Source organism: Shewanella sp. 492 (assembly GCF_059338445.1).
Genome location: NZ_CM181702.1, coordinates 1,428,797 through 1,454,043, shown reverse-complemented (window position 1 = coordinate 1,454,043; position 25,247 = coordinate 1,428,797). Strand labels below are relative to the sequence as shown.

Below are 25,247 nucleotides of genomic sequence, written 5' to 3'. Positions count from 1 at the left end.
AAACACCATGGCGTTATCAAGAGAACAAATAGCACAACGTGTTTCCCAAGAGCTACAAGATGGCTTTTACGTCAATTTAGGCATTGGTATTCCCACCTTAGTCGCTAACTATATTCCCGATGGGATGGCAGTGATGCTGCAATCGGAAAACGGCCTGCTTGGCATGGGCGAATTCCCAACGGAAGAGACCATAGATGCGGATCTAATTAATGCGGGTAAACAAACGGTAACGGCAGTACCGGGCGCATCTTTTTTTTCATCGGCCGAGAGCTTTGCGATGATCCGTGGCGGTCATGTGGATCTAACCGTGCTTGGCGCTTTTGAAGTCGATGTTAATGGCTCAATCGCCTCTTGGATGATCCCAGGCAAACTAATCAAAGGCATGGGCGGTGCCATGGATTTAGTGGCTGGCGCGGACAATATCATCGTCACCATGATGCATGCCGACAAATACGGTAACTCAAAGTTACTGCCTAAATGCGAGCTACCGCTCACCGGTTATGGCTGTATTAAACGGGTATTGACCGATTTGGCTTTTGTCGAGATTAAAGATGACGCCTTCCATCTACTGGAGCGCGCACCAGGGGTGAGTGTCGAAGAGATCATTGAGAAAACGGCGGGTAAGCTAATCGTGCCAGAGCATGTACCTGAGATGGTGTTTTAGGATCTAAATGCCTACTCTAAGAGTTACAGGTCTAAGTGTTACAGCTTAAAATCCCCTACAAAAAAGGTTACCTCACGAGGTAACCTTTTTATGAGTGCTGGATCAGTGAAACTGATTAGTCCCACAAAAACTCGCGAAAGTGTTTACGGCATACAGACTCATAACTTTCGTTACCACCAATAGCCACCTGTTCACCCTCTTTCATTGGTTTACCTTCACCATCTAGGCGCACCACCATATTGGCCTTACGACCACAATGACAAATGGTTTTTAACTCGACTAACTTATCGGCCCAGGCAAGCAAATATTGGCTACCACTAAATAACTCACCTTGGAAATCGGTTTTCAGGCCATAACACAGAACGGGAATATCTAAAATATCCACCACATAGGTTAACTGCTTTACCTGCTCTTTACTGAGAAACTGTGATTCGTCGATTAAGATACAGTGTAAATGTTGTTCTTGATGGGCGCTCATTATCATCGAGGATAAATTATCGCTAGCACTGAACACTTGAGCGTCAGTTTCAATCCCGATACGTGACGCCACTTTACCAATGCCATAGCGATCGTCAATCGACGCTGTCATCACCAAAGTGTGCATACCGCGCTCGCGATAATTATAAGATGACTGAAGTAAAGAGGTCGACTTACCTGCGTTCATCGCAGAGTAGTAAAAATAGAGCTGCGCCAACTGAGTTATTCCTATGATTATTTTGAGCGCAGATTTTAACACTAATTAATCGTGTTTCGTAGCTATAAACTAACCCAATTTGCGCTCTTGTGAGCTAGAAAACATCCCAGACTCTTCCCTCGCAAAGCCAAATAATGGTATTGTTGCCCATTACATTTGAGTAAAACAACTTAGCAAACTTATCGTCATTTCAGACAATTTTAACCCAGCTTTGCTACGTTGGACGTGTATAAATAATAACAAAACAACAATTGAAGGTTTTTATAAACATGCGCAAAACATTACTTGCTGCGTCAATCGCGGCCACCATTGCCCTTACAGGCTGCTCACTCAATGAAACTCAAGCGCCTGCTGCCGCAGCGGTGCAAATTCAAAACCCATTAATGCAAGCCAGTTCGCTGCAATACCAAGCGCCCGATTTTAACATCATCAAAGATGAACATTTTCAGCCCGCACTAGATCAAGGTATCAAAGAGCATTATCAACAAGTACTCACGATTGCCAATAATAGCGCGGCGCCGACATTTGAAAACACCATAGTTGCATTAGAAACCAGTGGCGAACTGCTGAACCGTGCTTCAAAGGTGTTCTATAACTTGGCGGGTACAGATAGCAACCCAACACTGCGCAAAATCCAAGGTGAAATGGCGCCTAAAATGGCCGCTCATTCCGATAATATTCACCTTAACGCGCCATTATTTGCCCGTATCGATAGTCTCTATCAACAGCGCAATAGCTTAGGTTTGACGAATGAAGAAGTGCGTCTTATCGAGGTTTATCACCAACGCTTTGTGATGGCTGGTGCCAAATTGACCGATGAGCAAAAAGCAAAAATTCGCGTCTTAAATGAAGAACAATCGACACTGACCAATGAATTTAGCCAGCGCCTAATGCGCCTGACCAAAGAGATTGCGGTGGTTATTGATGATGTCAATCAATTAGCGGGCTTGTCTGACAGTGAAATTCGCGCTGCTAAAGCCGATGCAGCGGCTCAAGGCCATGAAGGTAAATACCTGCTTAGTATCACCAATACTACGCGCCAACCTGTATTAGCTAAACTTGAAAACCGTCAGTTACGCCAACGAGTATGGCAAGCCTCATCAACTCGAGGGATGAGTGGTGAAAACGAAACCGCTTCACTTGTTGCTCGCCTCGCACAACTTCGCGCCGAACGCGCTGAGTTGCTAGGTTACAAGAGCTGGGCTGACTATCGCCTAGCACCGCAAATGGCTAAAAATCCCGAAGCGGTTTACCAAATGTTTGGCTCTATGGTGCCAGCTGTTGTCGCTAACACTCAAAAAGAAGCCGACGATATTCAGGCGATGATCAATAAAACCGGTGGCGATTTTACTCTAGCGCCATGGGATTGGGCCTTTTACGCCGAAAAGGTACGTCAAGAAAAGTTTAATCTTGATGAAAGCTCTATCAAGCCTTATTTCGAGTTCAATCGAGTATTGACTGACGGCGTATTTTTCACGCTTGAATCGCTTTACGGCGTCACCTTTAAGCCGCGCCCCGATCTTCCTGTGTATCATGAAGATGTAAAAGCCTATGAGATGTTTGATGCCGATGGGACTTCGATGGCTATTTTCTACGGCGATTACTTTGCCCGTGAAGGTAAGCGTGGCGGTGCATGGATGAGCTCATTTGTAGCGCAATCAAAACTGCTCAACAGTAAGCCGGTTGTCGTTAACGTGATGAACATCAAAAAGGCACCAGAGGGTGAAGCCACTTTTGTGAGCTACGATGAAGTGACCACTATGTTCCACGAATTGGGCCATGGTACTCATGGCATGTTCTCTAAGGTCACCTACCCTAGCCTTTCAGGCACTGCGGTCTCGCGTGATTTTGTCGAGTTCCCATCAACCTTCGAAGAAGATTGGGCTGCCCATCCAAAAGTGTTAGCTAACTATGCTAAACACTATGAGACAGGTGAAGTGATCCCTGATGAACTGCTGCAGAAATTACTTAAATCACGCAGCTTCAATCAAGGTTTCGATACGCTGGAGTATATGGCAGCCGCATTAGTAGATTTAGAGTGGCATTCACTACCTGCAGACGCACCATTACAAGATGTAGCGAGTTTCGAAGCTAAAGCGCTGGAAAAACATGGCATCAATATCGCTGCCGTTCCACCACGTTACAAATCCACTTATTTTGCTCATGCCTTCCCAGGTGGATATTCAGCTAGCTATTATGCCTACATGTGGAGTGAGATCTTAGCGGCAGATGCTTTTGCTTATGTACAGACCCAAGGTGGTCTAAATCGCGACATTGGCATGAAGTACCGCAAGACGATACGCGAAGTGGGCAACAGCGTGCCACCGATGGAAGCCTACAAAGCATTCCGTGGGCAAGCGCCTACCACAGAAGCGCTACTTAAGCGACGCGGTTTAAACTAAAGCAACTCATGCAACGCCCATAAAAATGCCGCTATGATTAGCGGCATTTTTTATCACTGATTTCGCCTTAGCGGCTCATGATTATATCGTTGGTTTAGCAGCTTGATAGCGAAGTACAACCACACTTATCACAAACAGCACACTACTGGCACCTAAGCCTGCAGCCAGCGATTCGGTAAAGCCGAGCACCACATAGCCACCTAAGCTTATCCCTGCCACAATAAGCGCGTAAGGTAGCTGAGTTAATACATGGTCAATGTGATGACAATTAGCGCCTGTTGACGACAAAATAGTGGTATCGGAGATCGGTGAGCAATGATCGCCAAATACCGCACCCGCTAATACTGCAGCCAGCATGGGAAGCATCATATTGGTGTGCGTGCCCATGGCCATATCGGCGGCAATCGGCAACATGATGCCGAACGTGCCCCAGCTAGTCCCCGTTGAAAACGCGGTCAATCCGGCCAGAATAAATAATACCGCAGGCAGTAACGCAAAGGGGATATTACCTGTGGCTAGGCTGGCCATATATTTACCCGTTTCCATCTGACCAATCACACCGGCAATGGTCCAAGCAAACAGTAAGATATAGATAGCAGGTAACATAGAACGTGCACCTACTATCATCCCTTTAAGGATTAATGATTTATCTAAACCTTGACTGAGAACTAACAGCAATGTGGCCACCAAGCCAATGATCGCCCCGAAAAACAGTGATGAAGCCACATCGGTCTTTTCAAAGGCGCCAATTAAGGTAAATGGCAGATTTTCGGCAGTTAACGCATCGGCACCGCTGCTGATCATAAAATAGATAGTGGCGGCAACCAGTACGGTAATGGGTAAAAATAATCCTGAAATTTTCCCCGAATCGGCCTCAGGCAGATCGCTATTGGCTCCAGGTGGTAATCCTTTAGACTCATCATAAAGATGACCTTTTTGGGCGTTAAGCTCATGCTGACGCATCGGGCCAACATCGAGCCCCATAAAGGCGACACACAATAGGAGTAACAGCGCAAAGATAGCGTAGAAGTTCATCGGGATCATCTGAATGAACACGCTTAGATGCCCTGTATCAGCAAAACCATGTGCCGTTAAAATGCCGCCAATCAGCGCAATAATATATGCCCCCCAACTCGACACGGGTGAGATAACACAGATAGGCGCTGCGGTCGAATCCAGCAGGTAGGCCAATTTACTGCGTGAAATGTAATAGCGATCGGTTAACGGCCTTGCCACGCTGCCGACAACTAAGCTATTAAAATAATCGTCAATAAATACCACGCAACCTAAAAACATGGTCAATAGCTTAGCATCACGTTTATTGCGAATATGCTGACGTGCCCAATTGGCAAACGCCTTAGCAGCGCCGCTGACAGTGATCAATGCGGTGATCATCCCCAACAAGATAAGGAACCCAAGCAGATAGACATTCCAACTATTGAGGGCGCCATCGGCCCAAAATAACCCCGTCACCTGCTTAGCGAGATATTGTCCCGTGTCACCGAAGGAATAATCGGTGATAAGCACAGCCCCAAGTAGGATCCCCACCCCAAGCGAAAGTAATACTCGACGAGTAAAAATCGCCAGCAAAATAGCCACCACAGGGGGCAGCAAGGAAAGCGCCGAATCGGCGTAACTCAAAGTCGTCATTGTTTTATATTGTCTTCGTTAAATTACGAATGGAGGGCAACTGAACTGGTGGGATATAGCAAAAGATATTACACCTGTCCTATCAGTAGCGCTCCATAGTGATACCAGTTGTCGGTATACCTTCTTTTTATCATTCCGGATAAAAAGCACTATGGCAGTGCTGCCTCTATTCGATGACAGCCCCAGCAGTGAGCTTTGATGAACTCGACCACTTCGGCATTAAATCCTTTCCTATTCGCTGTACGGCATCACCCTAACGAATACTACTAATATTTAATGCACCTCTACGTCTCAGGACGCCTGACCAATTTCACTATCGGCAGGCGTGACGCACATAGAAACACAAGCGGCTTTAAGGATGCTACCTCAAAGCCGGCCAACGTGATCTATATCACACTAAGTTTTAAATGAACACCAAGATATTCACCAAGTGTTTACAACTTACTAAAGAAGCTCTACTAACTTAGGTACTGCATCAAACAGATCCGCTTCTAAACCATAATCGGCCACTTGGAAAATAGGCGCCTCTGGATCCTTGTTGATGGCCACAATCACCTTAGAGTCTTTCATCCCTGCCAAGTGTTGAATCGCGCCCGAAATACCAACAGCAATGTACAGATCTGGGGCAACAATCTTACCGGTTTGCCCAACTTGCAGATCGTTAGGCACATAGCCCGCATCTACTGCTGCACGAGATGCCCCTAAAGCCCCCCCCAGTTTATCGGCAAGTTGCTCTAACATTGCAAAATTCTCAGCACTGCCCATTGCACGACCGCCCGACACCACAACCGATGCCGCGCCTAAATCTGGGCGCTCTGATTCGGTCAATGTTTGTGAAACAAATTCAACATTACTGGTAAAAACACCACCAAGGGTCTGCTCGGCTGCCGCGCCATCATTACTCACAGCGTCAAATGCACTCACGCGCACCGTCATCACTTTGATGGCATCTACACTCTGCACGGTAGCCATGGCACTGCCTGCATAGATTGGCCGAACAAAGGTATCTTCACTGACAACTTCAACCACTTCAGACAGTTGCGACACATCAAGTAAGGCTGCTACGCGCGGTAAAACATCTTTACCTAAACTCGATGCTGAAGCCAAAATATGTTGATAATCGTTGGCGATAGAGACCACTAGTGCCCCTAAGTTCTCGGCGATACCGTGGGCATAAGCCGCATTGTCTGCCACTAATACACTGCGCACACCGCTCAATTGCTTAGCAGCCTCGACCACTGGTGCACAGTTTTCACCTGCGACTAATAAGTCTACATCGCGACCAATTTGTTGTGCACACGAAACCACTTTAGCCGTGTCTAGTTTTAAACTCGCGTTATCATGTTCTGCTATTACTAGAATCGCCATTAGATCACCTTCGCTTCATTTTTTAGCTTTTCAACCAGCTCCTCAACAGAAGCCACCATCACGCCCGCCTTACGCTGTGCAGGTGGAGTGACTTTTAGTACGGTTTGATGTGACTTTAGCTCAACACCAAGACTCTCGACCGTTATTGTCTCTAGTGGTTTACGTTTCGCTTTCATGATATTGGGTAATTTGGCGTAACGAGGCTCATTTAAACGTAGATCTGTCGTAATGATGGCTGGCAGTGGCATTTTCAGCGATTGTAGTCCGCCGTCAATTTCACGTGTCACCAAGACAGTTTCTCCCTCAACCTTCACCTCAGAAGCAAAAGTCGCTTGTGGCATACCTGCCAATGCTGCCAGCATCTGACCTGTCTGATTGTTATCGCCATCAATAGATTGCTTGCCCAGTAAAATAAGCTGTGCTTGCTCTTGAGTCTGAATCGCATTGAGTAACTTGGCAATCGACAGCGGTTCAAGTGCTTCGTCGGTTTCCACATGCACACCACGATCAGCGCCTAACGCCATAGCGGTGCGCAATTGCTCTTGTGCAGCCTTAGGGCCTATGGTTGCCACGACGATTTCAGTGACAATACCCGCTTCTTTTAACCGAACCGCTTCTTCTACAGCAATTTCACAAAATGGGTTAATCGCCATTTTAAGATTTGCGGTATCGACATTGCTATTGTCAGCATTCACCCTGACTTTCACATTGGCATCGACGACGCGTTTAACTGGCACCAATACTTTCATAAGGCTTCCTTCTTACCATCTTTTTATGTTGAATAAAAAAGTGCATAGCAAAACTATCACAAACTTAAGCCACTTTACGTGCTGTTGACGTTAACGTCAACAAGAACGCAACGAGAAATCTACAAACAGAAAATGACAACAAAACACCAATATAAAAGTGATTACGTTCACTTTTTCATATCAATTTTAATGCAATTTGGCTCTGCATTAATAAAATTACAATATATAGCAAAATAATTATTTAATTCGTTTGATTAAGCGGATATTAGTTTCTATTATTATCAGTGATAAGCCTATTTACAATTATATTTAAGCAGGACACCAATAATATGAGCGAATTTCTAGATATATTGACACACGGCCGTCGTTTTAAAGCTGCGGTAAAAGAGTTATCTGTAGAAGATTTAAAAGATGTCGCTAGCAAACTAGAAAAGATTATTACCGAAAAAGAGAAGCAGGCAGAAGAAGAAAGCGCTGCGATGGCTGAGCGTAATGCCAAAATTGAAGAGATCCGTCTTCAGATGGAAGCCGTCGGTTTATCGGTTGATGATTTAGGCGCTGTTGCGGTTAAAACTGCTCCTAAAAAACGCGCACCACGTCCGCCTAAATATAAAATCGAAGTCGATGGTGAAACCATCACTTGGACTGGACAAGGCCGCACGCCAACCGTATTTAAAAACGAACTAGAAAAAGGCCGCAGCTTAGAAGAGTTTCTGATCTAGTAAGTTGCGATATCGCCAGAATAGATACCTATATTGACTCTGGCAATACATAACAAAGCCAACACTTGATGTGTTGGCTTTGTTGTAATCAGGGTCAACTTTAAGTGAAAGCTAATATTAATCTCTCCTCTATGATATCTAGACTAGATAGATTAACTCTACTTAGTATCTCCTGATTGACTCGTTAACGATTTAACTGGCCCATTTAGTCTTACATCTTATCGCCCTATCTCCATATCAATACCACTGCGACAAAAATGACTTTGAGTCGCGGTAATATAGTGTTCCCCACTTAACAAGAAAAGATAAGCAATTGATAAGTAGAGGTAAAACACTTAAGCGATGACGACTAAAGCTCCGTTAAACTTATGCTGCGTTCTACACAACTGAATATGCCGAATACAAATACAGCAAGAGCAAATTACATTGCTAACGGCATTGTGCAAGTTCAATTAACTGATAACTTCCACATTTAACTTAGGTTAAGGACAGACTACATATCCTTGTTATCGATACCGTAGTAAAGACGGTTTATCTTTAATATGAATAGCCTAAATTCATTATACTTTGATGACTGAAATACTGAACATAAGTCACTCTCTGCAAGTATTTCACAGCAAATAGCTATCCACTATAATGACCCGCGATAACGATCCCCAAATGCCGATTCATCAGTCCTTAGCCCCAACAACTCTCCATTGATGAAGTATCATCTAATTGCGAAAGTACAAGCGTTTTAATACACGCATAAAAATGAGGGGGATATCGTTAATTATGATTTGTAGTCATTATGGTTAGTATAGTTACTTGAGTGCCAGTGCATCGCGTCTAACACTCGCGACATGTCACTCAACAACAAGGTCGTATTGTTTACCAATATTCACCCCTAAACAAAGAGCTTTAAGCAGTAAATCAAACTTATTTTTCACCCCAGAGATACAGTGACTAGGTTATTGGTGATGCTCATAGCCATTAGTTTATTTCCTGCTTTCAAAGCCAATGACTCCCTATTTCATTCAACTCAATGATGATGGTTCAAGTATTGACTAAAACTGCAGCTGTTAATCTTGTTTACCCATGACTAAGACTACAAGGTAGCATCGTTCCTCGTAGGCCAAAACCGTTTACTCCTGCCAATATTAAACTATCACCAATAACCGTTTTAACGAATATTCAACCAGAGCCAACATCAAAGAAACATGTACACTTGGGAACGAAGAGCACTATTATAATGGTATTTATAGTCAACTCATTTATCCCGTTCATAAAAGACACCTGCGATGCTCGATGCTGAAAAAACGGATTATGGTGTTTACTGTCGCTACACAGTACGCTGGTGCATCATTAGGCATAAAACCTAACCACCCTAAGCACAGATTGACTCGTTAAGGATATTTACCACACTCATTTATGCCAGTGTATTTCCCTTATCGTTAAATAGATGGCAACAATCACCAACTACAACTTTATCAAGCGTCACTAAAGCGGTAGTATTTCCCTCTTAAACAGTACAGTGTGAATGGCGAATTTACACTGTACAGCCTCAACATAAACAGGCCTTTAGCATGAAAAAGATGACCCTTACCCTATTTGCTTTGCTCCTTGCTGGTTGCGCCAGTGAATACACTTTTAATAGCAATTTAGATGGCCAAGCCATTAACGACTATTTTAAAGTGGGAGAGGTTACCCTCTATCAAGAGGGAACTGAGCCAACAGTGCCTTATGAACTTAAAGGTATGGTCGAGGGCGAGTCTTGCCAAGAACGTTCAAATGATGCGCCTGCATCATTAAGTGCAGCACGCACCGCAGCGCGCTACGCCGCCGCCGATAAAGGTGCCAATGGTCTGATCATTAAACGGTGTGTGATGTTTGACCAACCCAGCAAAACCTGCGTAACTCAAACCCTGTGCGTAGGCCAAGCAATTCTGACTCAAACCAACACAGACAAATAAAACCAAGGCATGAACCAACGTAAGCTTAAGCCTATTGCATCAGGCTTAAGCTCCCCTAACCGATGAAGCCAAGCTTCATATTATCTTACGCTTAACCGAGCGAGTAGAATGACTTTTAGCAGCAAAATTCAGGCTGTGGCCATCTGCCACACCCCTTATAAACAAAAATTTGGCATTCCAAGACAACCAGGATTGGTGAGTGCCGCTAGAGGGTTTGTCGAACTACAACCTCCATTTAATCATATCGATACCGTGCGTGGATTAGAGCAATACTCGCATATTTGGCTGCTATTTAGCTTTCATGAAAACTTAGCTCAAGGCTGGAAAACCACAGTTAGACCGCCAAGATTAGGCGGCAATGAAAAGCTAGGGGTGTTTGCCACCCGCTCCACGTTTCGCCCTAACGGCATCGGGCAATCAGTAGTGAAACTGCATGGGATCCACCAGCAAAAAGGCAAAGTGATGCTTGAGATCTCGGCGATGGATCTGCTCGATGGAACTCCTATCATAGACATTAAGCCTTACATCCCTTTTTCAGATGCGATTGATGATGCCCAAGGCGGGATCGCCCATGATGCGCCAGTGTTAGCCAAGGTGCATTTTACCGATACCGTGCAGCAGCAACTGAGCCATTACCAACAAAGCCAGTATCCTAACCTGCAAGCCATTATTGAAGGAGTACTAGCCCAAGATCCACGCCCAGCTTATAAAAAAGCCAAGGCCGATCCCAAGCAATATCAGGTGGCGCTCTACGATTTAGATATTCTATGGCGAGTGATAGATGGTTCTATTCACGTGGAGGCGATCCGCCCTTCAAATGCGCAAAAAATCCGTTTAGATGACTAACCATGACTGACGCTATCGATTATCAAGCCCAGCACAAACAGCGTCTCGCTTACATGCCTTGGCTCTATTTTTCACTTAAGCCGAAACATTTAAGCTGGGCTCAACCCTGGCAAGCAGCCATTCAACAGCACCTGATGGCGGTTGAAACCGTTAGCATAGGTGAGCACTGCTTTATTGCGCCACAGGCGCAGCTGTTTGCTGAGCCGGGACGCGATATTATTATTGGCGATCAATGCATGATAGCCGCCGATTGTTTTTTACATGGGCCGATCATTTTAGGTCGCGAGGTGGCGATCAATCACGGCTGCTCGCTCGATGGTGGACGTGGCAAAATTATTATTGGCGACCAAACCCGCATCGCCAATAACGTCACCATTTACGCCTTTAATCATGGCATGTCGCCCACCATGCCCATCTACCAGCAAAATGCCCACTCAAAGGGCATCGTTATCGGCAAAGATGTATGGATAGGTGCTCAAGCCGGCATCGTCGATGGTGTCACGATTGGCAACTGCGCCGTGGTCGGCATGGGCTGTATCGTCACTAAAGATGTGCCTGATTATGCAATTGTGGCGGGTAATCCGGCTAAGGTCATTGGCGACAGAAGAGATAAAGCCTAATCGCGCAATCATTACGGCTCAATAGCACACAATAAAATAAAAAAAATCCGATGACCAATGGCATCGGATTTTTTATTGCCAAACGGTTTACACCGTCCGCATGTTATTTAGTGCCGAAAATTTTATCACCAGCATCACCCAAACCTGGCAAGATATAACCTTGCTCGTTGAGGCAATCATCGATAGATGCAGTAAATAGCTCGATATCAGGGTGGGCTTTCTCTAGTGCTGCAACACCTTCTGGTGCAGCGACTAACACTAGGGCCTTAATTGAAGTGCAACCACGGGCTTTTAACAAGTCGATAGTGGCGATCATTGATCCGCCCGTTGCCAACATAGGGTCGACCACAAGCGCGATACGCTCATGCATGTTGCTGGCTAATTTTTCAAAGTAAGTCACAGGTTGCAAGGTTTCTTCGTCGCGGTAAAGACCCACTACTGAGATACGCGCACTCGGTACGTGCTCAAGTACACCATCCATCATGCCTAAGCCTGCACGTAAAATAGGTACTACAGTGACTTTTTTACCTTTGATTTGATCGATTTCAACTGGACCATTCCAACCGTCGATAGTCACTTTTTCAGTTTCAAAGTCTGCGGTCGCTTCATAGGTTAATAAGCTTCCTACTTCTGCTGCTAACTCGCGAAAACGCTTAGTACTAATATCCCCTTCACGCATTAATCCAATTTTATGACGGACCAAAGGGTGTTTAACTTCGACTACTTTCATCGTTTTCTCCTGATGCATATTTGTGTTTTTTGAGCAAATTGCACCGATTTTAGTAGATTTGTCCAAATTGGAAAACATAAAGTTTTATAAACACGGTAAATCGTGAGCTAAGTCCGTTTCAATATTCAAAATCATCACTTTCGAGCGCCTCCACAAACTGATAGAATGCGGCGCATAAAAATCCAATAACGATGTACCCGAGAGGATCCTCCGTGAGCACTCCTACCCAACTAAGCTATAAAGACGCAGGTGTTGATATCGACGCAGGCAACGCCCTGGTAGACAATATCAAATCTGCTGTAAAACGTACCCACCGCCCAGAAGTTATGGGCAACCTTGGTGGCTTTGGTGCCCTTTGCGAGCTACCAACTAAGTACAAACATCCAGTTCTTGTTTCTGGCACCGATGGTGTAGGTACCAAGCTTAGACTGGCCATCGATTACAAAAAACACGACAGTGTCGGCGTTGATTTAGTTGCCATGTGTGTAAACGATTTAATCGTTGCTGGCGCAGAGCCACTTTTCTTCCTCGACTACTACGCCACTGGCAAACTGGATGTTGCAACGGCAACCTCAGTCGTCAATGGTATTGCCGAAGGTTGTGCTCAATCAGGTTGTGCCTTGATCGGTGGTGAAACCGCCGAAATGCCTGGCATGTATGAAGGCGAAGATTACGATCTTGCTGGATTCTGTGTCGGTGTAGTTGAAAAAGAAGACGTGCTAGATGGCTCTAAAGTGGTCGCCGGTGATGCACTTATCGCTTTAGGTTCGAGCGGTCCGCACTCAAATGGTTACTCGCTTATTCGTAAGGTGCTTGAAGTAAGCCAAGCCGATCCTCAGCAAGACCTTGATGGTAAGCCGCTTATCGATCACCTACTCGAGCCGACCAAAATTTACGTTAAGCCGCTGCTTAAGCTGCTTGAGCAAAATGACATCCACGCTATGGCACACATTACTGGCGGCGGATTCTGGGAAAATATCCCACGCGTACTGCCTAATGATGCCAAAGCTGTGGTTAAAGGTGATTCTTGGCAGTGGCCAACCGTGTTCAACTGGTTAATGGACAATGGCAACATCGCTGAATTTGAGATGTACCGTACCTTTAACTGTGGCGTGGGCATGATTATCGCCTTGCCACAAGATCAAGTAGACAGTGCTTTACGTTTGCTAAAAGCTGAAGGTGAAAACGCTTGGCTTATCGGTGACATTGCTAGCCGCAATGGCGACGAAGAGCAAGTGGAGATCATCTAATGCCCCAGTGCTGTCGCGTATTAGTTTTAATCTCAGGTAGTGGCAGTAATTTACAAGCCGTTATCGATGGTTGTGATGACAATGTACATGCTGAAGTCGTTGGTGTTATCAGTAATAAACCTGATGCTTATGGCCTTGTGCGTGCCCATCACAGTGAGATAGATACCAGTTGTGTGATAGCGCACCAAGGTGAAACCCGCAGCGATTATGATGCACGCTTGAAGCAAGCCATCGATAAGTATCAACCCGATCTTATTGTGCTCGCAGGCTTTATGCGGATATTAAGTGACAATTTTGTGCAGCAATTTGAGGGGCGGATGATCAATATTCATCCCTCTTTACTCCCAAAATACACCGGGCTACACACTCACCAGCGGGCAATTGACGCTGGTGACAGTGAGCACGGTGCCAGCGTGCATTTTGTCACTCCGGAGCTTGATGCTGGGCCGGTTATTTTGCAAGCCAAAGTACCCGTTTACCCAGAAGATGATGCCGCAACGCTCGCCGCACGCGTTCACGAGCAAGAGCATGCTATTTATCCTCTCGTGGTTAAATGGTTTAGTCAAAACCGTTTAACCATGAAAAATGGCACCGCCTATCTCGACAGTAAACCGCTAGATGTTATGGGCTATGCCGCCGATTAAAGCGCCATAGCTAACAGCATAAATAACAAAGAGACCTCAGGGTCTCTTTTTTTACTTGCACGTAATCCCAGGTAATCTTTGCTAGACCACTTAAAGAATTGGCCTGTGAGTATTGTTTTTACAGCCTAATTAGTTTTAGATGGAAGGCAGTTAATTTCTGCTAGCCACATGGAAGCAAAGATGAAAAATATAATTTGCGATATCGATGGTGTATTACTGCATAACAACAAGCTTATCCCGGGAAGTGATACCTTTATTGAGCGGATCTTAGAGCAAGGCAATCCACTGGTTATCCTCACCAACTACCCCGTACAAACCGGCAAAGATCTGCAAAACCGTCTTGGCGCAGCAGGCATTAATATCCCTGAAGCCTGTTTTTACACCTCGGCCATGGCCACAGCCGACTTTCTTAAACATCAATCGGGTGATAAAGCCTATGTCATTGGTGAAGGCGCCTTAACTCACGAGTTATACAAAGCCGGCTTTACCATCACCGACATTAATCCTGACTTTGTGATTGTGGGTGAAACTCGCTCATACAACTGGGATATGATCCATAAAGCCGCACAGTTTGTGGCTGGCGGAGCCCGTTTTATTGCCACTAATCCAGACACCCATGGCCCAGCCTATAGCCCAGCCTGTGGTGCTTTGTGTGCGCCTATTGAGCGCATCAGTGGCCGTAAACCCTTTTGCGTTGGTAAACCCAGTTCGTGGATCATCCGTAGTGCACTCAACCATATCAATGGCCACTCTGAAAACACGGTTATCATTGGCGATAACATGCGCACCGATATCTTAGCTGGGTTCCAAGCAGGTCTCGAAACCATCTTAGTGACCAGCGGTGTCAGTCAGCTCAAAGATATCGAAAAAGAGCCTTTTAGGCCTAACCATATTTTTGACTGTGCCGGTGACATCGACGTTATCTAATCAATCCGCTTATAGTCATAAAGCGTAACATTTTAATCAGATGGCTCACTTGCTAAAGTGAACCATCTTCACCATCATGTCCCAGCGGCAATAATGTTGAGTTTCACAGACATTACCCTCGTCAGCCAACACCATAATAATAGCGCTTAACAAAACCCAGATTAGCGCCATAAATAACAATAAAAATAGGATATTAGATGCGATTACTCCTACCCGCATGCGCGTTGATAATACTCAGCGCCTGTAGTCAAAACTCAACTGCGGTTCGCACTGCTGTGAACGTGCCAGAGTTTAACGAAGCACGATTTCGTCAAGATATTCAAACCCTGTCATCAGACGCCTTCGAAGGCCGAGCGCCAACCACGCGTGGCGAGCAACTCACACTGGACTATCTCAGTAACGCCTTTGCCTCGGCTGGACTCATTGGCGCGAACGATGGCAGTTATCTGCAATCTGTACCTATGGTGAGCTATACCGCCAGCGAACAGCAGCAAGTTAACCTTGCGGGTATTACAATGCGTTATCGTCAAGATATCGTGCTGAGCAGTCGCCACGATAATCAACAGATCAATATCCATGATGCCCCACTGGTGTTTGTCGGCTATGGTATCAACGCACCAGAATACCAATGGAACGATTATCAAGGGGTCGATATGCGCGGTAAAATTGCGCTGATCTTAATCAACGACCCTGGTTTTGCCCTACCCGATTCGGGTAAATTTACTGGTAAAGCTATGACCTACTATGGTCGCTGGACCTATAAATTTGAAGAAGCTAGCCGCCAAGGTGCACTGGGCGCAATTATTGTGCACGATACCCAGCCCGCGGCTTATCCCTGGTCTGTGGTAGAAAATAGCTGGACCGGCGCTCAACAAGATTTAGTATTAGACAACGCCACTCAAGCACAGCGCGTACAAGTTGAAGGCTGGATAACCCAAACTAAAGCCAAGGCACTGTTTGACGCCGCTGGTTTATCGCTAGCCACATTAACTGACCGCGCCGCAAGCGGGCCCATCAATGTGGCACTGGACAAAACTGCCGATATCGCCTTTGCCAATCAAGCCACATACGCTAACAGCTATAACGTAGTCGCCACCCTTCCGGGCAGCCAGGCTAAGGCAGAGCAGATCCTCTTCACTGCTCACTGGGATCATATCGGCGTCGATACGAGTAAAGAGGGTGACCAAATATACAATGGCGCCTTAGATAACGCTTCAGGCATTGCTGGCATATTGGAAATTGCCCGCCAGTTTGCCAAACAAGCGAGTGAGGGCAACCCCTTGCAGCGTTCGTTAACCTTTGTCGCCACCACAGGTGAAGAGCAAGGCCTGCTTGGTTCTCGTTATTATGCCGCTAATCCGCTCTACCCTTTAACAAACACTGTGGCGGTATTTAACTTAGATAGCACCAACATTTATGGCCGCACCAGCGACTTTACCATTGTCGGTAAAGGCAAATCCGAACTTGAGCGCTACTTAAGCGATGCCGCCAGTCATCAACAACGGGTCAGCGTAAGTGAGTCGCGGCCTGAATCTGGTGGCTTTTTCCGTTCAGATCACTTCAGCTTCGCCCAATATGGTGTACCAGCCGTCTTTGCCGGTGGAGGTAATGAACCGGCCGATGAAGCGTCTAAAGCCTACCGTGCATCAATGAAAGAAAAGATGAAAGGCTGTTATCACAATGTGTGCGATGAATACCGTGCCGATTGGGATCTTTCTGGGGCGCTGCAAGATTTAGGCGTCTACTATCAGGCAGCACAAACTCTTGCTAATAGTGACGACAGGCCCGGTTACTACCCAGGCACTGAGTTTCACCATTTACGCCCAGCCAAAACCCCGGCAGCCAACACGCCGCAAAGGCCAGAGAATATAACAGCCCAAGGCATGCAGTAATGCTAGTGGCCTAGGCCACAGACAGACTCACTCGCGCTTACTGACATGTTTCAACTCACTAGATTGGCAAAGGCTTCTCATTGAAGCCTTTGCTGTATAGATAATCATCACACCATGTAAATAGCTCATTTACCCACCAACATTGGCCATAACATCATAAATTGCGAGTCAATTTAAGATTGTCAAAATCTCGGCATCAAAAACCCAACCAAAATAGTGATTAACCACAAAAATCGCCATTAAAATAAACAATCATCATTTTACAACCCGAATAACCATACAAATAGTCACTCAAAAACCTATAAAACCGCCGTTTTATCAAAAAACAGGTTTGGCAAATCGATAAAATGCTGTCAAAGTGATTGGCAATTGAGATTAAGTGAGTTTTTGGGAGTTTTTGTTATGTGTTCAATATTCGCCATTTTAGATATTCAGTCCGATGCGACTCCACTGCGTCAAGTGGCACTAGAGATGTCCAAACTACTGCGCCATCGTGGCCCTGATTGGTCAGGGATCTACAGCAGTGATAAGGCCATTTTAGCCCATGAGCGTTTAGCCATTGTCGATATCGAACATGGCGCACAGCCACTGTTATCTGATGATGAAACGCTGATTCTTGCCGTCAACGGTGAGATCTATAACCACAAAGAACTCAAAGCTGAATTAGGCGATAAGTACAGCTATCAAACCAACTCAGATTGCGAAGTGATTTTGGCGTTATATCAAGAATATGGCAGCGCATTTTTAGATAAATTAAACGGCATTTTTGCTTTCGTGCTGTATGACAAAACCCAAGATACCTATTTAATTGGTCGTGACCATATGGGGATCATTCCGCTTTATACGGGTCATGATGCAGAAGGTAACTTCTATATCGCATCTGAAATGAAAGCACTAATGCCTGTGTGTAAAACCGTGGAAGAATTTAAGCCGGGCCACTTACTGACCCCTGCAGGTTACGAGCAGTACTATCAGCGTGATTGGCAATCTTTTAGCGCAGTAGAGCACAACGACGCCAGCGTCGATGAGCTGCGTGACGCCCTCGAAGCTGCAGTAAAGCGTCAGCTGATGTCTGATGTGCCCTATGGCGTATTGCTATCGGGTGGATTAGATTCATCAATCATCTCAGCTATCACCCAAACCTTTGCTAAACGCCGCATCGAAGATGATGGTGCTAGCGATGCATGGTGGCCACAGTTGCATTCATTTGCTGTTGGGCTCGAAGGCGCGCCGGATCTCGTCGCGGCTAAAAAAGTGGCCGATGCCATTGGCACCATACATCATGAGATCACCTTTACCTTCCAAGATGGCTTAGATGCGATTAAAGATGTGATCTACCACCTTGAAACCTATGATGTCACCACCATTCGCGCAGCCACGCCAATGTACCTTATGGCACGTAAAATTAAAGCGATGGGCATAAAAATGGTATTGTCAGGTGAAGGCGCCGATGAGCTATTTGGCGGTTATCTTTATTTCCATAAAGCGCCTAATGCCCAAGCCTTCCATGAAGAGCTAGTACGAAAATTGGACAAGCTACACCTTTTTGACTGCCTACGCGCCAACAAAGCCATGGCAGCCTGGGGGCTCGAGGCTCGCGTGCCGTTTCTTGATAAAGAGTTTATCGATACCGCCATGCGCATCAACCCTGAAGCAAAAATGTCAAAAGATGGCCGCATCGAGAAACATATTTTACGCCAGGCATTTGAGCACAAACTGCCTAAAGAGGTGGCATGGCGTCAAAAAGAGCAGTTCAGTGATGGGGTAGGTTACTCTTGGATCGATGGTCTTAAAGATCATGCGGCGCAGCAGGTTGACGATCTACAGCTGGCTAACGCCAAATTTAGATTCCCTTACAACACGCCAGAAACGAAGGAAGCTTACTTCTATCGTTGTTTCTTTGAAGAGCACTTCCCACTGCCATCAGCAGCAGAAACTGTGCCTGGCGGTAAGTCAGTGGCTTGTTCGACGCCTGAAGCACTGGCTTGGGATGAGAGCTTACAAGGCATCATCGACCCTTCTGGTCGTGCAGTGCAGTCGGTACATGAAAGCGCGTATGCTTAAGCGATAGGTAATCACATCGCAAACTAAAAAAGAGACCTTAAGGTCTCTTTTTTATGTCGATAATCCTAACCTTATTCGCAAGGTATGCTGCGCTTAAAATAGTGCTCAGGCACCAAGTCATGTACTTCCATGGTGATGCTGTTGACCGAAGCGGTTAAGCTTGCCATGGCTTGATAGACACTCTGGGTTAAATGCTGCTTTTGCGCATCAGTGCGTCCGGGCATGATACGAAAAGTGAGATGGATAAAACTGCCATCGGCTAACATGCCGATTTGTGAATGCTCACTGCCGTAACTACGCGACTTAATGGCCGATGACTCAAATAAGGCTGAATTAATCGCCCCTTGATGCACGGCTTGGACTAAGGCGTTGATATCGAACTGCTGCGCTAATGGCGCCGAATACTCAATGATACAATGTGGCATATTATTGTGACCATACCGCAAACTCGTTACCGTTTGGGTCCTTAAAGTGAAAACGACGGCCGCCGGGAAAGGAAAATATCGCCTTGGAGATCACGCCTCCCGCCCTTTCCACCTCGGCCAATGTGTGGGTCAGTTGCGCTGAATAGATCACAATCAAGGGCGCACCTTGGCTTAAATCTACATGCTGGTCGCTTAAGTAAAAGCCACCGTTTATGCCTGCATTAATAAAGCAGCTATAACTGTCACCATAGTCGACAAATTGCCACCCAAAGACGTCACTAAAAAACGCTTTAGTGGGTGCCATGGCTAATACCGGAATTTCTAAATAATTAATGCTTAAGGGAGCGTCCATAATCGCCTCATATTGTCGATAGCAGCACATAAAACAGTAGCATAGATAACAAGTTCATGACTAAACAAAAAAGAGAGCCTAAGCTCTCTTTTTTGTTTATCGGCACCAACACGCTCGCTTAGGCAAGTAAGGCAGCGACCAAACCAATCAAACCACCAAACACCCCTCCCCACACAACGAGCCACCCTAAGTGTTTTTTGATCATCTCTTGAACAATCTGTTTCACCAATTGTGGGGTTAACTCTTCAAGACGCTGATGCACTATCGCGGTGATTTTAGCTTTCAATTCGGCCAATACGTCTGGCTGCTCAATCTCTTGCTTAAGTAGCGCATAAAAATCATCACTTTGAGTGATCTCTATCAGTGAGCTTTTCATCTTCTCAATAAAAGGTGCCTTTAACGGTTCAATGGCATCGGTGCCACCAAACATGGCGAGCATGCCACCCAAAGATGACTGTTCAACCGTGGTCACTAGCGCGTCAAATGCGGGGGTCATGTCCACGCGTTCAATGATAGGGGTTAAGTTAATGTGTGATGCACCGTCACCCTGCTGAGACAGAAATTTATCAATATTCTCATCGGTAAAAAACTGTTCCATCATCAAATGGGCAATGCCCGCTTTAAACTCTTCAAACCGTGCGGGTATCACCCCACTGCCGTATAAACCGGGGACCTTTTCAAACAGCATATGGATAGCAAGCCAGTTGGTTAAGGCGCCCGACAGGGCAAATAATCCGACATTGAGCATCACAGGGGAAGCCAATAAGTAGCCAGTTGCCATCACTGCGCCAGCTAATAAATTTGTAATAAAACTCTTATTCAACGTATCTTCTCTCCAACTACCAAGGTGACGACAACTTGTCGATAACCTGTTTTGATGCATAAAAAACCGCGCGTATCTTACCATAAGCCACTCCATAAGCCATTGAGTAACAAACGGCCTTTACTCCACCACAACGCATGGAGATAACATGGGGATTAGGCTTTTAAGATCAAGTCACGTTGACCTTTGTTCCGCCATTATCGGCATGCCTTAATGATTAGCGCATCAACAAGTGCTGCAAACCCAAAACAAGTGTTATTTCAAGGCCCCGATAACACAGCCAGATCAATCATCACTTTGATCCGGGTCACACTTAGGTTAAAATCACGCCCATCAAATTACATGAGGATGTTGTCAATGTTTATCGTTCGTTGGGTATTAGGTCGTATTATTCTGTTTTTTAATTTCATTTTTGCCCCAAAGAAGCGTCAGCGCCCGATAGCAGAACAAACCAAAATTGATGAGCAGACTCGCCAAATTCAGTTATATCAATATCCTGCGTGTCCATTTTGTGTCAAAGTGCGCCGTACTATTCGTCGTCAAGGCCTTAATATCGCGACTGTCGATGCCAAACAAACCGAGCATCAACAAACACTGGTAAAGCAAGGCGGCAAAGCCATGGTGCCCTGTTTACGCATAGAGGAAAACGGTCAAGTACAATGGATGTATGAATCTTCAGACATCATTAACTATCTTAACCAACGCTTCGCATAATGATTGACCAGCGCGTTAATCAGTAATGACTAACGCGCATGATTTTTACCATCAACTTATAGGGCGCCTGCCTGTGTTAATGGTATTCCCTCCACCTAAGTGCGCTAATCACCTTACCTCGCCAGAGACTTTAGCCATAGGTGCTAAGCAGCCCAATTTACGTTATCCTCGAGCCATACTTTAATACCATGCATATAAAGACAATAAAAATCATGCAAATAAAAAATACGCTTGTTTTATTCGGATTATTAATACTGTCCGCATGCACCGCTAGTCAGCGCAGCGTTGATGACTTTGATATCAAAGTGGAAGACAAATTTCAGACCCAAATTACAGGCGATGGCATTAAACTATTCACCTATAAAATAAAATACGCCACATTGCCGACCATAGAGCGACCGTATCTGCAGACAAGGCAAATAGAGCGCCAGCAAAGCAGAAAAAAGAACACACCTCCCGATCTGTCTGATTGGACACAGCAAATTGAATTAGGGCTCGACAAAACCATTGCGATGACTGGATATTGCCGCGAGGGTTATATTGAATTAAGCCGCATTATCGAACTAGGTCGAGGCGAGATCCGTGGTGAGTGTAATGAAGGCGCTACGGCTCAAGATATCGATATATTTACCCCATAAAGCCACCTGTTTTATGGCTCAATATTTTCCTCTTGAGCTTCTAGCAAACGCTCTTATTCCTAGCGTCAATACGCTCCAATAACGAAAATTAACGCCAAAACGAACCAAACCGTTCGTTTTACATGTTAAGCTCTCATCTTTATCACAACTTATCTGCAGCAGAACAACTATATTCTACTATGAACAAACTAAGTCGAAATGAAAGGCTAGCTGTTATTCTCAAGCTACTTAGCATGCATAAACAGCTATCTAACCAACAACTCTCCAGGTTACTCGCAGTGACAGCCAAAACGGTTCGCTGTGATCTCGTCCAACTGGAACAAGACGGCCTAGTAAAACGAATTCATGGCGGCGTCTGTCAGTCTGAAGGGGTGGATATCAAAAAGTACAGCTTGGATGCCATGCTGGCACAACGGATAGAACACAACTTGCTGAGCGACACCTTAGGACTCGATTCAACCCAAGGTAGATTAAAAAAAATGAAACAGAATGTATTTGTACTTGGCTCATTCAATGTCGATATCGTTGCGAACCTAGAACGCTTCCCTCAACCCGGTGAAACACTGCATTCAAGTAGTAGCAGTATTGGCGCCGGTGGCAAAGGTGCCAATCAAGCTTATGCTGCTGCTAAAAATGGCGCTAACATTACCTTTATGACCAAAATTGGTACCGACCAATTTAGTCAATTTGCCCGCCAACACCTGAGCAGTACAGGCATAGACAACACCATTATTGTCGAGTCATCCACCAGCCCTACAGGAACCGCGCTCATTTATGTCAGCGAGCAAGCCGGCGAAAATATGATTGCGGTGAATGAAGGCGCAAATATGACCCTAACTGCCGATGAAGTGCAAACTGCCAAGCATCATATTATTAATGCTGAGCTGTTTCTTACCCAACTTGAAACCAATTTTGATGCTATCAAGTTGGCAATGAGCATCGCCAAAGAGAGTGGCGCTAAAGTGATCCTCAACCCCGCGCCATACCATGACAGAACCCCTGAGTTACTGCCTTTGGTGGATATGATAACCCCCAATGAAACCGAAGCCTCATTAATGACTGGCATTGAAGTCACAGATTTAGAGAGCGCTAAACAAGCCGCTATCGCGATACATGCTTTAGGAGTCACCTCGGTGGTGATCACCCGTGGTGCTGATGGGGTATTGCTCTATGAAAATGGCCAATTTACCCAAGTTGATGTGTTAAAAAGCGCGGTGGTAGATACCACTGGCGCTGGAGATGCCTTTAATGGCGCGTTAGTGGCCGAGCTTGCCAAGGGCAGTACGCTACATGATGCGGCTAAATACGCCAACGCCTATGCCTCCTTAGCGGTTGAGCGCCTTGGTGCGGCAAACATGCCTGACGCCTCTCTGGTCGCGGCAAGGCTTAACGCTTAGTATTCCATCAAAACGCTATGGTCTCAATCAACCTTAATGGCTCAGCCTAGCGCTAACTTAGCTATTAATTTACATTAAAAAGTAATAAAAAAAGCGCAGTAGTAACTGCGCTTTTTTAACGGTCAACCCTTTAAAGTATCAAGCGACCGATAATAAATTTAACGACTTATTTTAAACTAGCAGCATAATCAATAATGCTACTACGATATAAGGCTAATAATTCACTATCATTGACCGCAACACCCACCTTTTGCGGCGCGTGATCCATCCAATCATCGTGTAGATAAGTACGACCATCAAACTTCTGAATGGTCATGCCTTCTGCAACGCCGTCGGTAACCACCCGAATAGGACCTTCTCTTAAGGTAAATAGCTCAGGATTAATCACGTAGGCGATCGCCGAAGGATCATGCACATGGCACGCCTCTAAACCCACTTTTTCACTGTAAAACTTTAAGTAGTAACGGCTGACGTCCCAGATAAACTGGCCAACTTCACCCGCATCGTCACGTAACTGATCAAGATAATCGCGGGTGAAAAAGCTTTGCTCTGTTACATCTAAACCAATCACGACTACTGGCCATGAAGCGGTAAATACCATATCGGCTGCATGAGGATCGTCATGTACATTGGCTTCGGCAAATGGCGTCACATTACCGCGGTGATCATTTTCACCAAAGGCGCCGCCCATAACGACCACTTCTTTGACCAAATCAACGATCGTAGGGTCAGCCTGTAGCGCTAACGCGAGGTTCGTTAACGGACCGATAGCCACTAGGGTTATTTCACCAGGCTCGGCTTTAACCGCATCGATAATGTACTGATAGGCTGGGCGTGGATCCGCTTGGCCTTCTACCTCAGCGGGTACTTTAACATCGCCAAACCCCCCTTCGCCATGAACCACCACAGTTGGGCCGACTGGAGGACGTACAATAGGCTTGCTCGCACCAGTCACTATATCGGCTTGGAGTTTATATTTTTGCTTAAGATATAAAGCGTTATGTGTCGCATTTTCGATAGTGACGTTGCCATAAACCGTAGTGATGGCTTTAAGTTCAATGTCAGGATGCGCTTGGGCAAACAGAATCGCCATTACATCATCAATACCGGGATCTGTGTCTAATATAATTTTAGTTGTCATGGGGATCACTGTCCTACTAATTAGATAAATCGATACTATTACTATAGGGTGTTATATCAATCGCATTACGTCAGTGAATCACTGGTTTAATGTGCTCGATATGGCTGAATGTTCTGCGACTGAGTTAACAAAGACTTCGAGGAAAACAACATGAAATTCGAAGTCTATTTCAGGCGGATACAGACAAATTACGACGTTTAAACGCACCGAGCACTATACAAAAATAATCATGGCTTAAGTGTGATAGGCCATCAAACTTGTACTTGAAAGTGAACATATTGGTTCACTTAAGTGCATGCTAACATATTCGCGCCTTTGCGCTGGATAAAAAATCCATCCGTTAACCTTCCTCTACAGCACCCTTAATCACTAACATTATCAACGTAAAGTTTTATCACCGCCTCCCACGTTTAACACCCTAGATATTGCAGACTTATCGCCGCTGCACCAAAACAAAAATGTCAGTATGCAAGGTGCCGCTTAAACTAAGCGGCACCTTGCATGAGCCGGCTCATGCTACTAGGCATCTTATTGTCATAGCAGTTATCCGTCATAAATTAAATGAGTTGAGCCGTCTAAGTCG

At 45.5% G+C, this 25,247-nt stretch carries 23 protein-coding genes and 1 riboswitch; of the genes, 14 read left to right on the top strand and 9 right to left on the bottom strand.

Features of this window, described 5'->3' with window-relative positions:
* The first annotated feature begins 7 nt into the window (after positions 1–7).
* Positions 8–664, top strand: a complete 657-nt coding sequence (locus AC5YBX_RS06595) for a 3-oxoacid CoA-transferase subunit B (RefSeq protein ID WP_494524630.1) — start codon at positions 8–10, stop codon at positions 662–664.
* Between the two features lie 115 nt (positions 665–779).
* Here AC5YBX_RS06595 and AC5YBX_RS06590 read toward each other — a convergent pair whose 3' ends face one another.
* The gene (locus AC5YBX_RS06590; protein ID WP_494519512.1) at positions 780–1,358 is read right to left on the bottom strand and encodes a thymidine kinase; all 579 of its coding nucleotides are present in this window, start codon (positions 1,356–1,358) and stop codon (positions 780–782) included.
* 269 nt (positions 1,359–1,627) lie between these two features.
* On the opposite strand from AC5YBX_RS06590, the gene AC5YBX_RS06585 reads away from it, so the two are divergent.
* Positions 1,628–3,760, top strand: a complete 2,133-nt coding sequence (locus AC5YBX_RS06585; RefSeq protein WP_494524629.1) for a M3 family metallopeptidase — start codon at positions 1,628–1,630, stop codon at positions 3,758–3,760.
* 81 nt (positions 3,761–3,841) lie between these two features.
* Here the strand turns inward: AC5YBX_RS06585 and AC5YBX_RS06580 are convergent, their stop codons facing one another.
* The 3 genes from AC5YBX_RS06580 to AC5YBX_RS06570 all read right to left on the bottom strand — a co-directional run bounded on the left by AC5YBX_RS06580 (position 3,842) and on the right by AC5YBX_RS06570 (position 7,527).
* Complete coding sequence (locus tag AC5YBX_RS06580; RefSeq protein WP_494524628.1) at positions 3,842–5,410, bottom strand: Na+/H+ antiporter NhaC family protein; 1,569 nt, start codon at positions 5,408–5,410, stop codon at positions 3,842–3,844.
* Between the two features lie 78 nt (positions 5,411–5,488).
* A riboswitch (Lysine riboswitch) is annotated at positions 5,489–5,705 on the bottom strand.
* Between the two features lie 149 nt (positions 5,706–5,854).
* Entirely contained in the window at positions 5,855–6,778 is a 924-nt protein-coding gene (locus tag AC5YBX_RS06575) for an electron transfer flavoprotein subunit alpha/FixB family protein (protein ID WP_494519515.1), read from the bottom strand.
* Entirely contained in the window at positions 6,778–7,527 is a 750-nt protein-coding gene (locus tag AC5YBX_RS06570; protein WP_494519516.1) for an electron transfer flavoprotein subunit beta/FixA family protein, read from the bottom strand. Before AC5YBX_RS06570 ends, AC5YBX_RS06575 begins: the two co-directional genes overlap by 1 nt.
* 329 nt (positions 7,528–7,856) lie before the next feature.
* Between AC5YBX_RS06570 and AC5YBX_RS06565 the strand changes: the two genes are divergently transcribed.
* The 4 genes from AC5YBX_RS06565 to AC5YBX_RS06550 all read left to right on the top strand — a co-directional run bounded on the left by AC5YBX_RS06565 (position 7,857) and on the right by AC5YBX_RS06550 (position 11,667).
* Positions 7,857–8,249, top strand: a complete 393-nt coding sequence (locus AC5YBX_RS06565) for an H-NS histone family protein (protein WP_494519517.1) — start codon at positions 7,857–7,859, stop codon at positions 8,247–8,249.
* 1,565 nt (positions 8,250–9,814) lie between these two features.
* Complete coding sequence (gene rcsF, locus AC5YBX_RS06560) at positions 9,815–10,201, top strand: Rcs stress response system protein RcsF (protein ID WP_494519518.1); 387 nt, start codon at positions 9,815–9,817, stop codon at positions 10,199–10,201.
* A 108-nt stretch (positions 10,202–10,309) separates the two neighbouring features.
* Positions 10,310–11,047 carry a tRNA (N6-threonylcarbamoyladenosine(37)-N6)-methyltransferase TrmO gene (gene tsaA / locus AC5YBX_RS06555; protein ID WP_494519519.1) on the top strand — a complete coding sequence of 246 codons (738 nt, stop codon included), beginning with the start codon at positions 10,310–10,312 and terminating at the stop codon, positions 11,045–11,047.
* A 2-nt stretch (positions 11,048–11,049) separates the two neighbouring features.
* Positions 11,050–11,667 carry an acyltransferase gene (locus AC5YBX_RS06550; RefSeq protein WP_494519520.1) on the top strand — a complete coding sequence of 206 codons (618 nt, stop codon included), beginning with the start codon at positions 11,050–11,052 and terminating at the stop codon, positions 11,665–11,667.
* 103 nt (positions 11,668–11,770) lie between these two features.
* On the opposite strand, the gene upp is transcribed toward AC5YBX_RS06550, so the two are convergent.
* Positions 11,771–12,397 carry a uracil phosphoribosyltransferase gene (upp, locus tag AC5YBX_RS06545; RefSeq protein WP_110456250.1) on the bottom strand — a complete coding sequence of 209 codons (627 nt, stop codon included), beginning with the start codon at positions 12,395–12,397 and terminating at the stop codon, positions 11,771–11,773.
* A 212-nt stretch (positions 12,398–12,609) separates the two neighbouring features.
* Here upp and purM point away from each other — a divergent pair, with 212 nt between their 5' ends.
* From purM to asnB, 5 genes are all read left to right on the top strand, one after another.
* Positions 12,610–13,647, top strand: coding sequence for a phosphoribosylformylglycinamidine cyclo-ligase (purM, locus tag AC5YBX_RS06540; protein WP_494519521.1), 1,038 nt, complete (start codon positions 12,610–12,612; stop codon positions 13,645–13,647).
* The gene (gene purN, locus AC5YBX_RS06535) at positions 13,647–14,291 is read left to right on the top strand and encodes a phosphoribosylglycinamide formyltransferase (protein WP_494519522.1); all 645 of its coding nucleotides are present in this window, start codon (positions 13,647–13,649) and stop codon (positions 14,289–14,291) included. The genes purM and purN overlap by 1 nt, the downstream gene beginning before the upstream one ends.
* A 180-nt stretch (positions 14,292–14,471) precedes the next feature.
* Positions 14,472–15,218: an HAD-IIA family hydrolase gene (locus AC5YBX_RS06530; protein ID WP_494519523.1), complete on the top strand. Its 747-nt coding sequence runs from the start codon at positions 14,472–14,474 to the stop codon at positions 15,216–15,218.
* Between the two features lie 197 nt (positions 15,219–15,415).
* Positions 15,416–17,110, top strand: coding sequence for a M28 family metallopeptidase (locus AC5YBX_RS06525; protein ID WP_494519524.1), 1,695 nt, complete (start codon positions 15,416–15,418; stop codon positions 17,108–17,110).
* Between the two features lie 402 nt (positions 17,111–17,512).
* A complete protein-coding gene (gene asnB, locus AC5YBX_RS06520; protein ID WP_475516425.1) occupies positions 17,513–19,174 on the top strand; it encodes an asparagine synthase B in 1,662 nt (553 codons plus the stop codon).
* Positions 19,175–19,245: 71 nt separating this feature from the next.
* On the opposite strand, the gene AC5YBX_RS06515 is transcribed toward asnB, so the two are convergent.
* From AC5YBX_RS06515 to AC5YBX_RS06505, 3 genes are all read right to left on the bottom strand, one after another.
* A complete protein-coding gene (locus AC5YBX_RS06515) occupies positions 19,246–19,599 on the bottom strand; it encodes a 5-carboxymethyl-2-hydroxymuconate Delta-isomerase (RefSeq protein WP_475516424.1) in 354 nt (117 codons plus the stop codon).
* Position 19,600: 1 nt separating this feature from the next.
* Complete coding sequence (locus AC5YBX_RS06510; protein ID WP_475516423.1) at positions 19,601–19,951, bottom strand: VOC family protein; 351 nt, start codon at positions 19,949–19,951, stop codon at positions 19,601–19,603.
* 118 nt (positions 19,952–20,069) lie between these two features.
* A complete protein-coding gene (locus AC5YBX_RS06505; RefSeq protein WP_475516422.1) occupies positions 20,070–20,774 on the bottom strand; it encodes a DUF445 domain-containing protein in 705 nt (234 codons plus the stop codon).
* A 357-nt stretch (positions 20,775–21,131) separates the two neighbouring features.
* Here AC5YBX_RS06505 and AC5YBX_RS06500 point away from each other — a divergent pair, with 357 nt between their 5' ends.
* The 3 genes from AC5YBX_RS06500 (at position 21,132) to rbsK (ending at position 23,523) form a co-directional block, all read left to right on the top strand.
* Entirely contained in the window at positions 21,132–21,488 is a 357-nt protein-coding gene (locus tag AC5YBX_RS06500; RefSeq protein WP_475516421.1) for a glutathione S-transferase N-terminal domain-containing protein, read from the top strand.
* 212 nt (positions 21,489–21,700) lie between these two features.
* Positions 21,701–22,126 carry a hypothetical protein gene (locus AC5YBX_RS06495; RefSeq protein ID WP_475516420.1) on the top strand — a complete coding sequence of 142 codons (426 nt, stop codon included), beginning with the start codon at positions 21,701–21,703 and terminating at the stop codon, positions 22,124–22,126.
* A gap of 233 nt (positions 22,127–22,359) precedes the next feature.
* The gene (gene rbsK, locus AC5YBX_RS06490) at positions 22,360–23,523 is read left to right on the top strand and encodes a ribokinase (RefSeq protein ID WP_494524627.1); all 1,164 of its coding nucleotides are present in this window, start codon (positions 22,360–22,362) and stop codon (positions 23,521–23,523) included.
* Positions 23,524–23,689: 166 nt separating this feature from the next.
* On the opposite strand, the gene AC5YBX_RS06485 is transcribed toward rbsK, so the two are convergent.
* Positions 23,690–24,664: a nucleoside hydrolase gene (locus AC5YBX_RS06485; RefSeq protein ID WP_475516418.1), complete on the bottom strand. Its 975-nt coding sequence runs from the start codon at positions 24,662–24,664 to the stop codon at positions 23,690–23,692.
* Positions 24,665–25,247 lie beyond the last annotated feature (583 nt).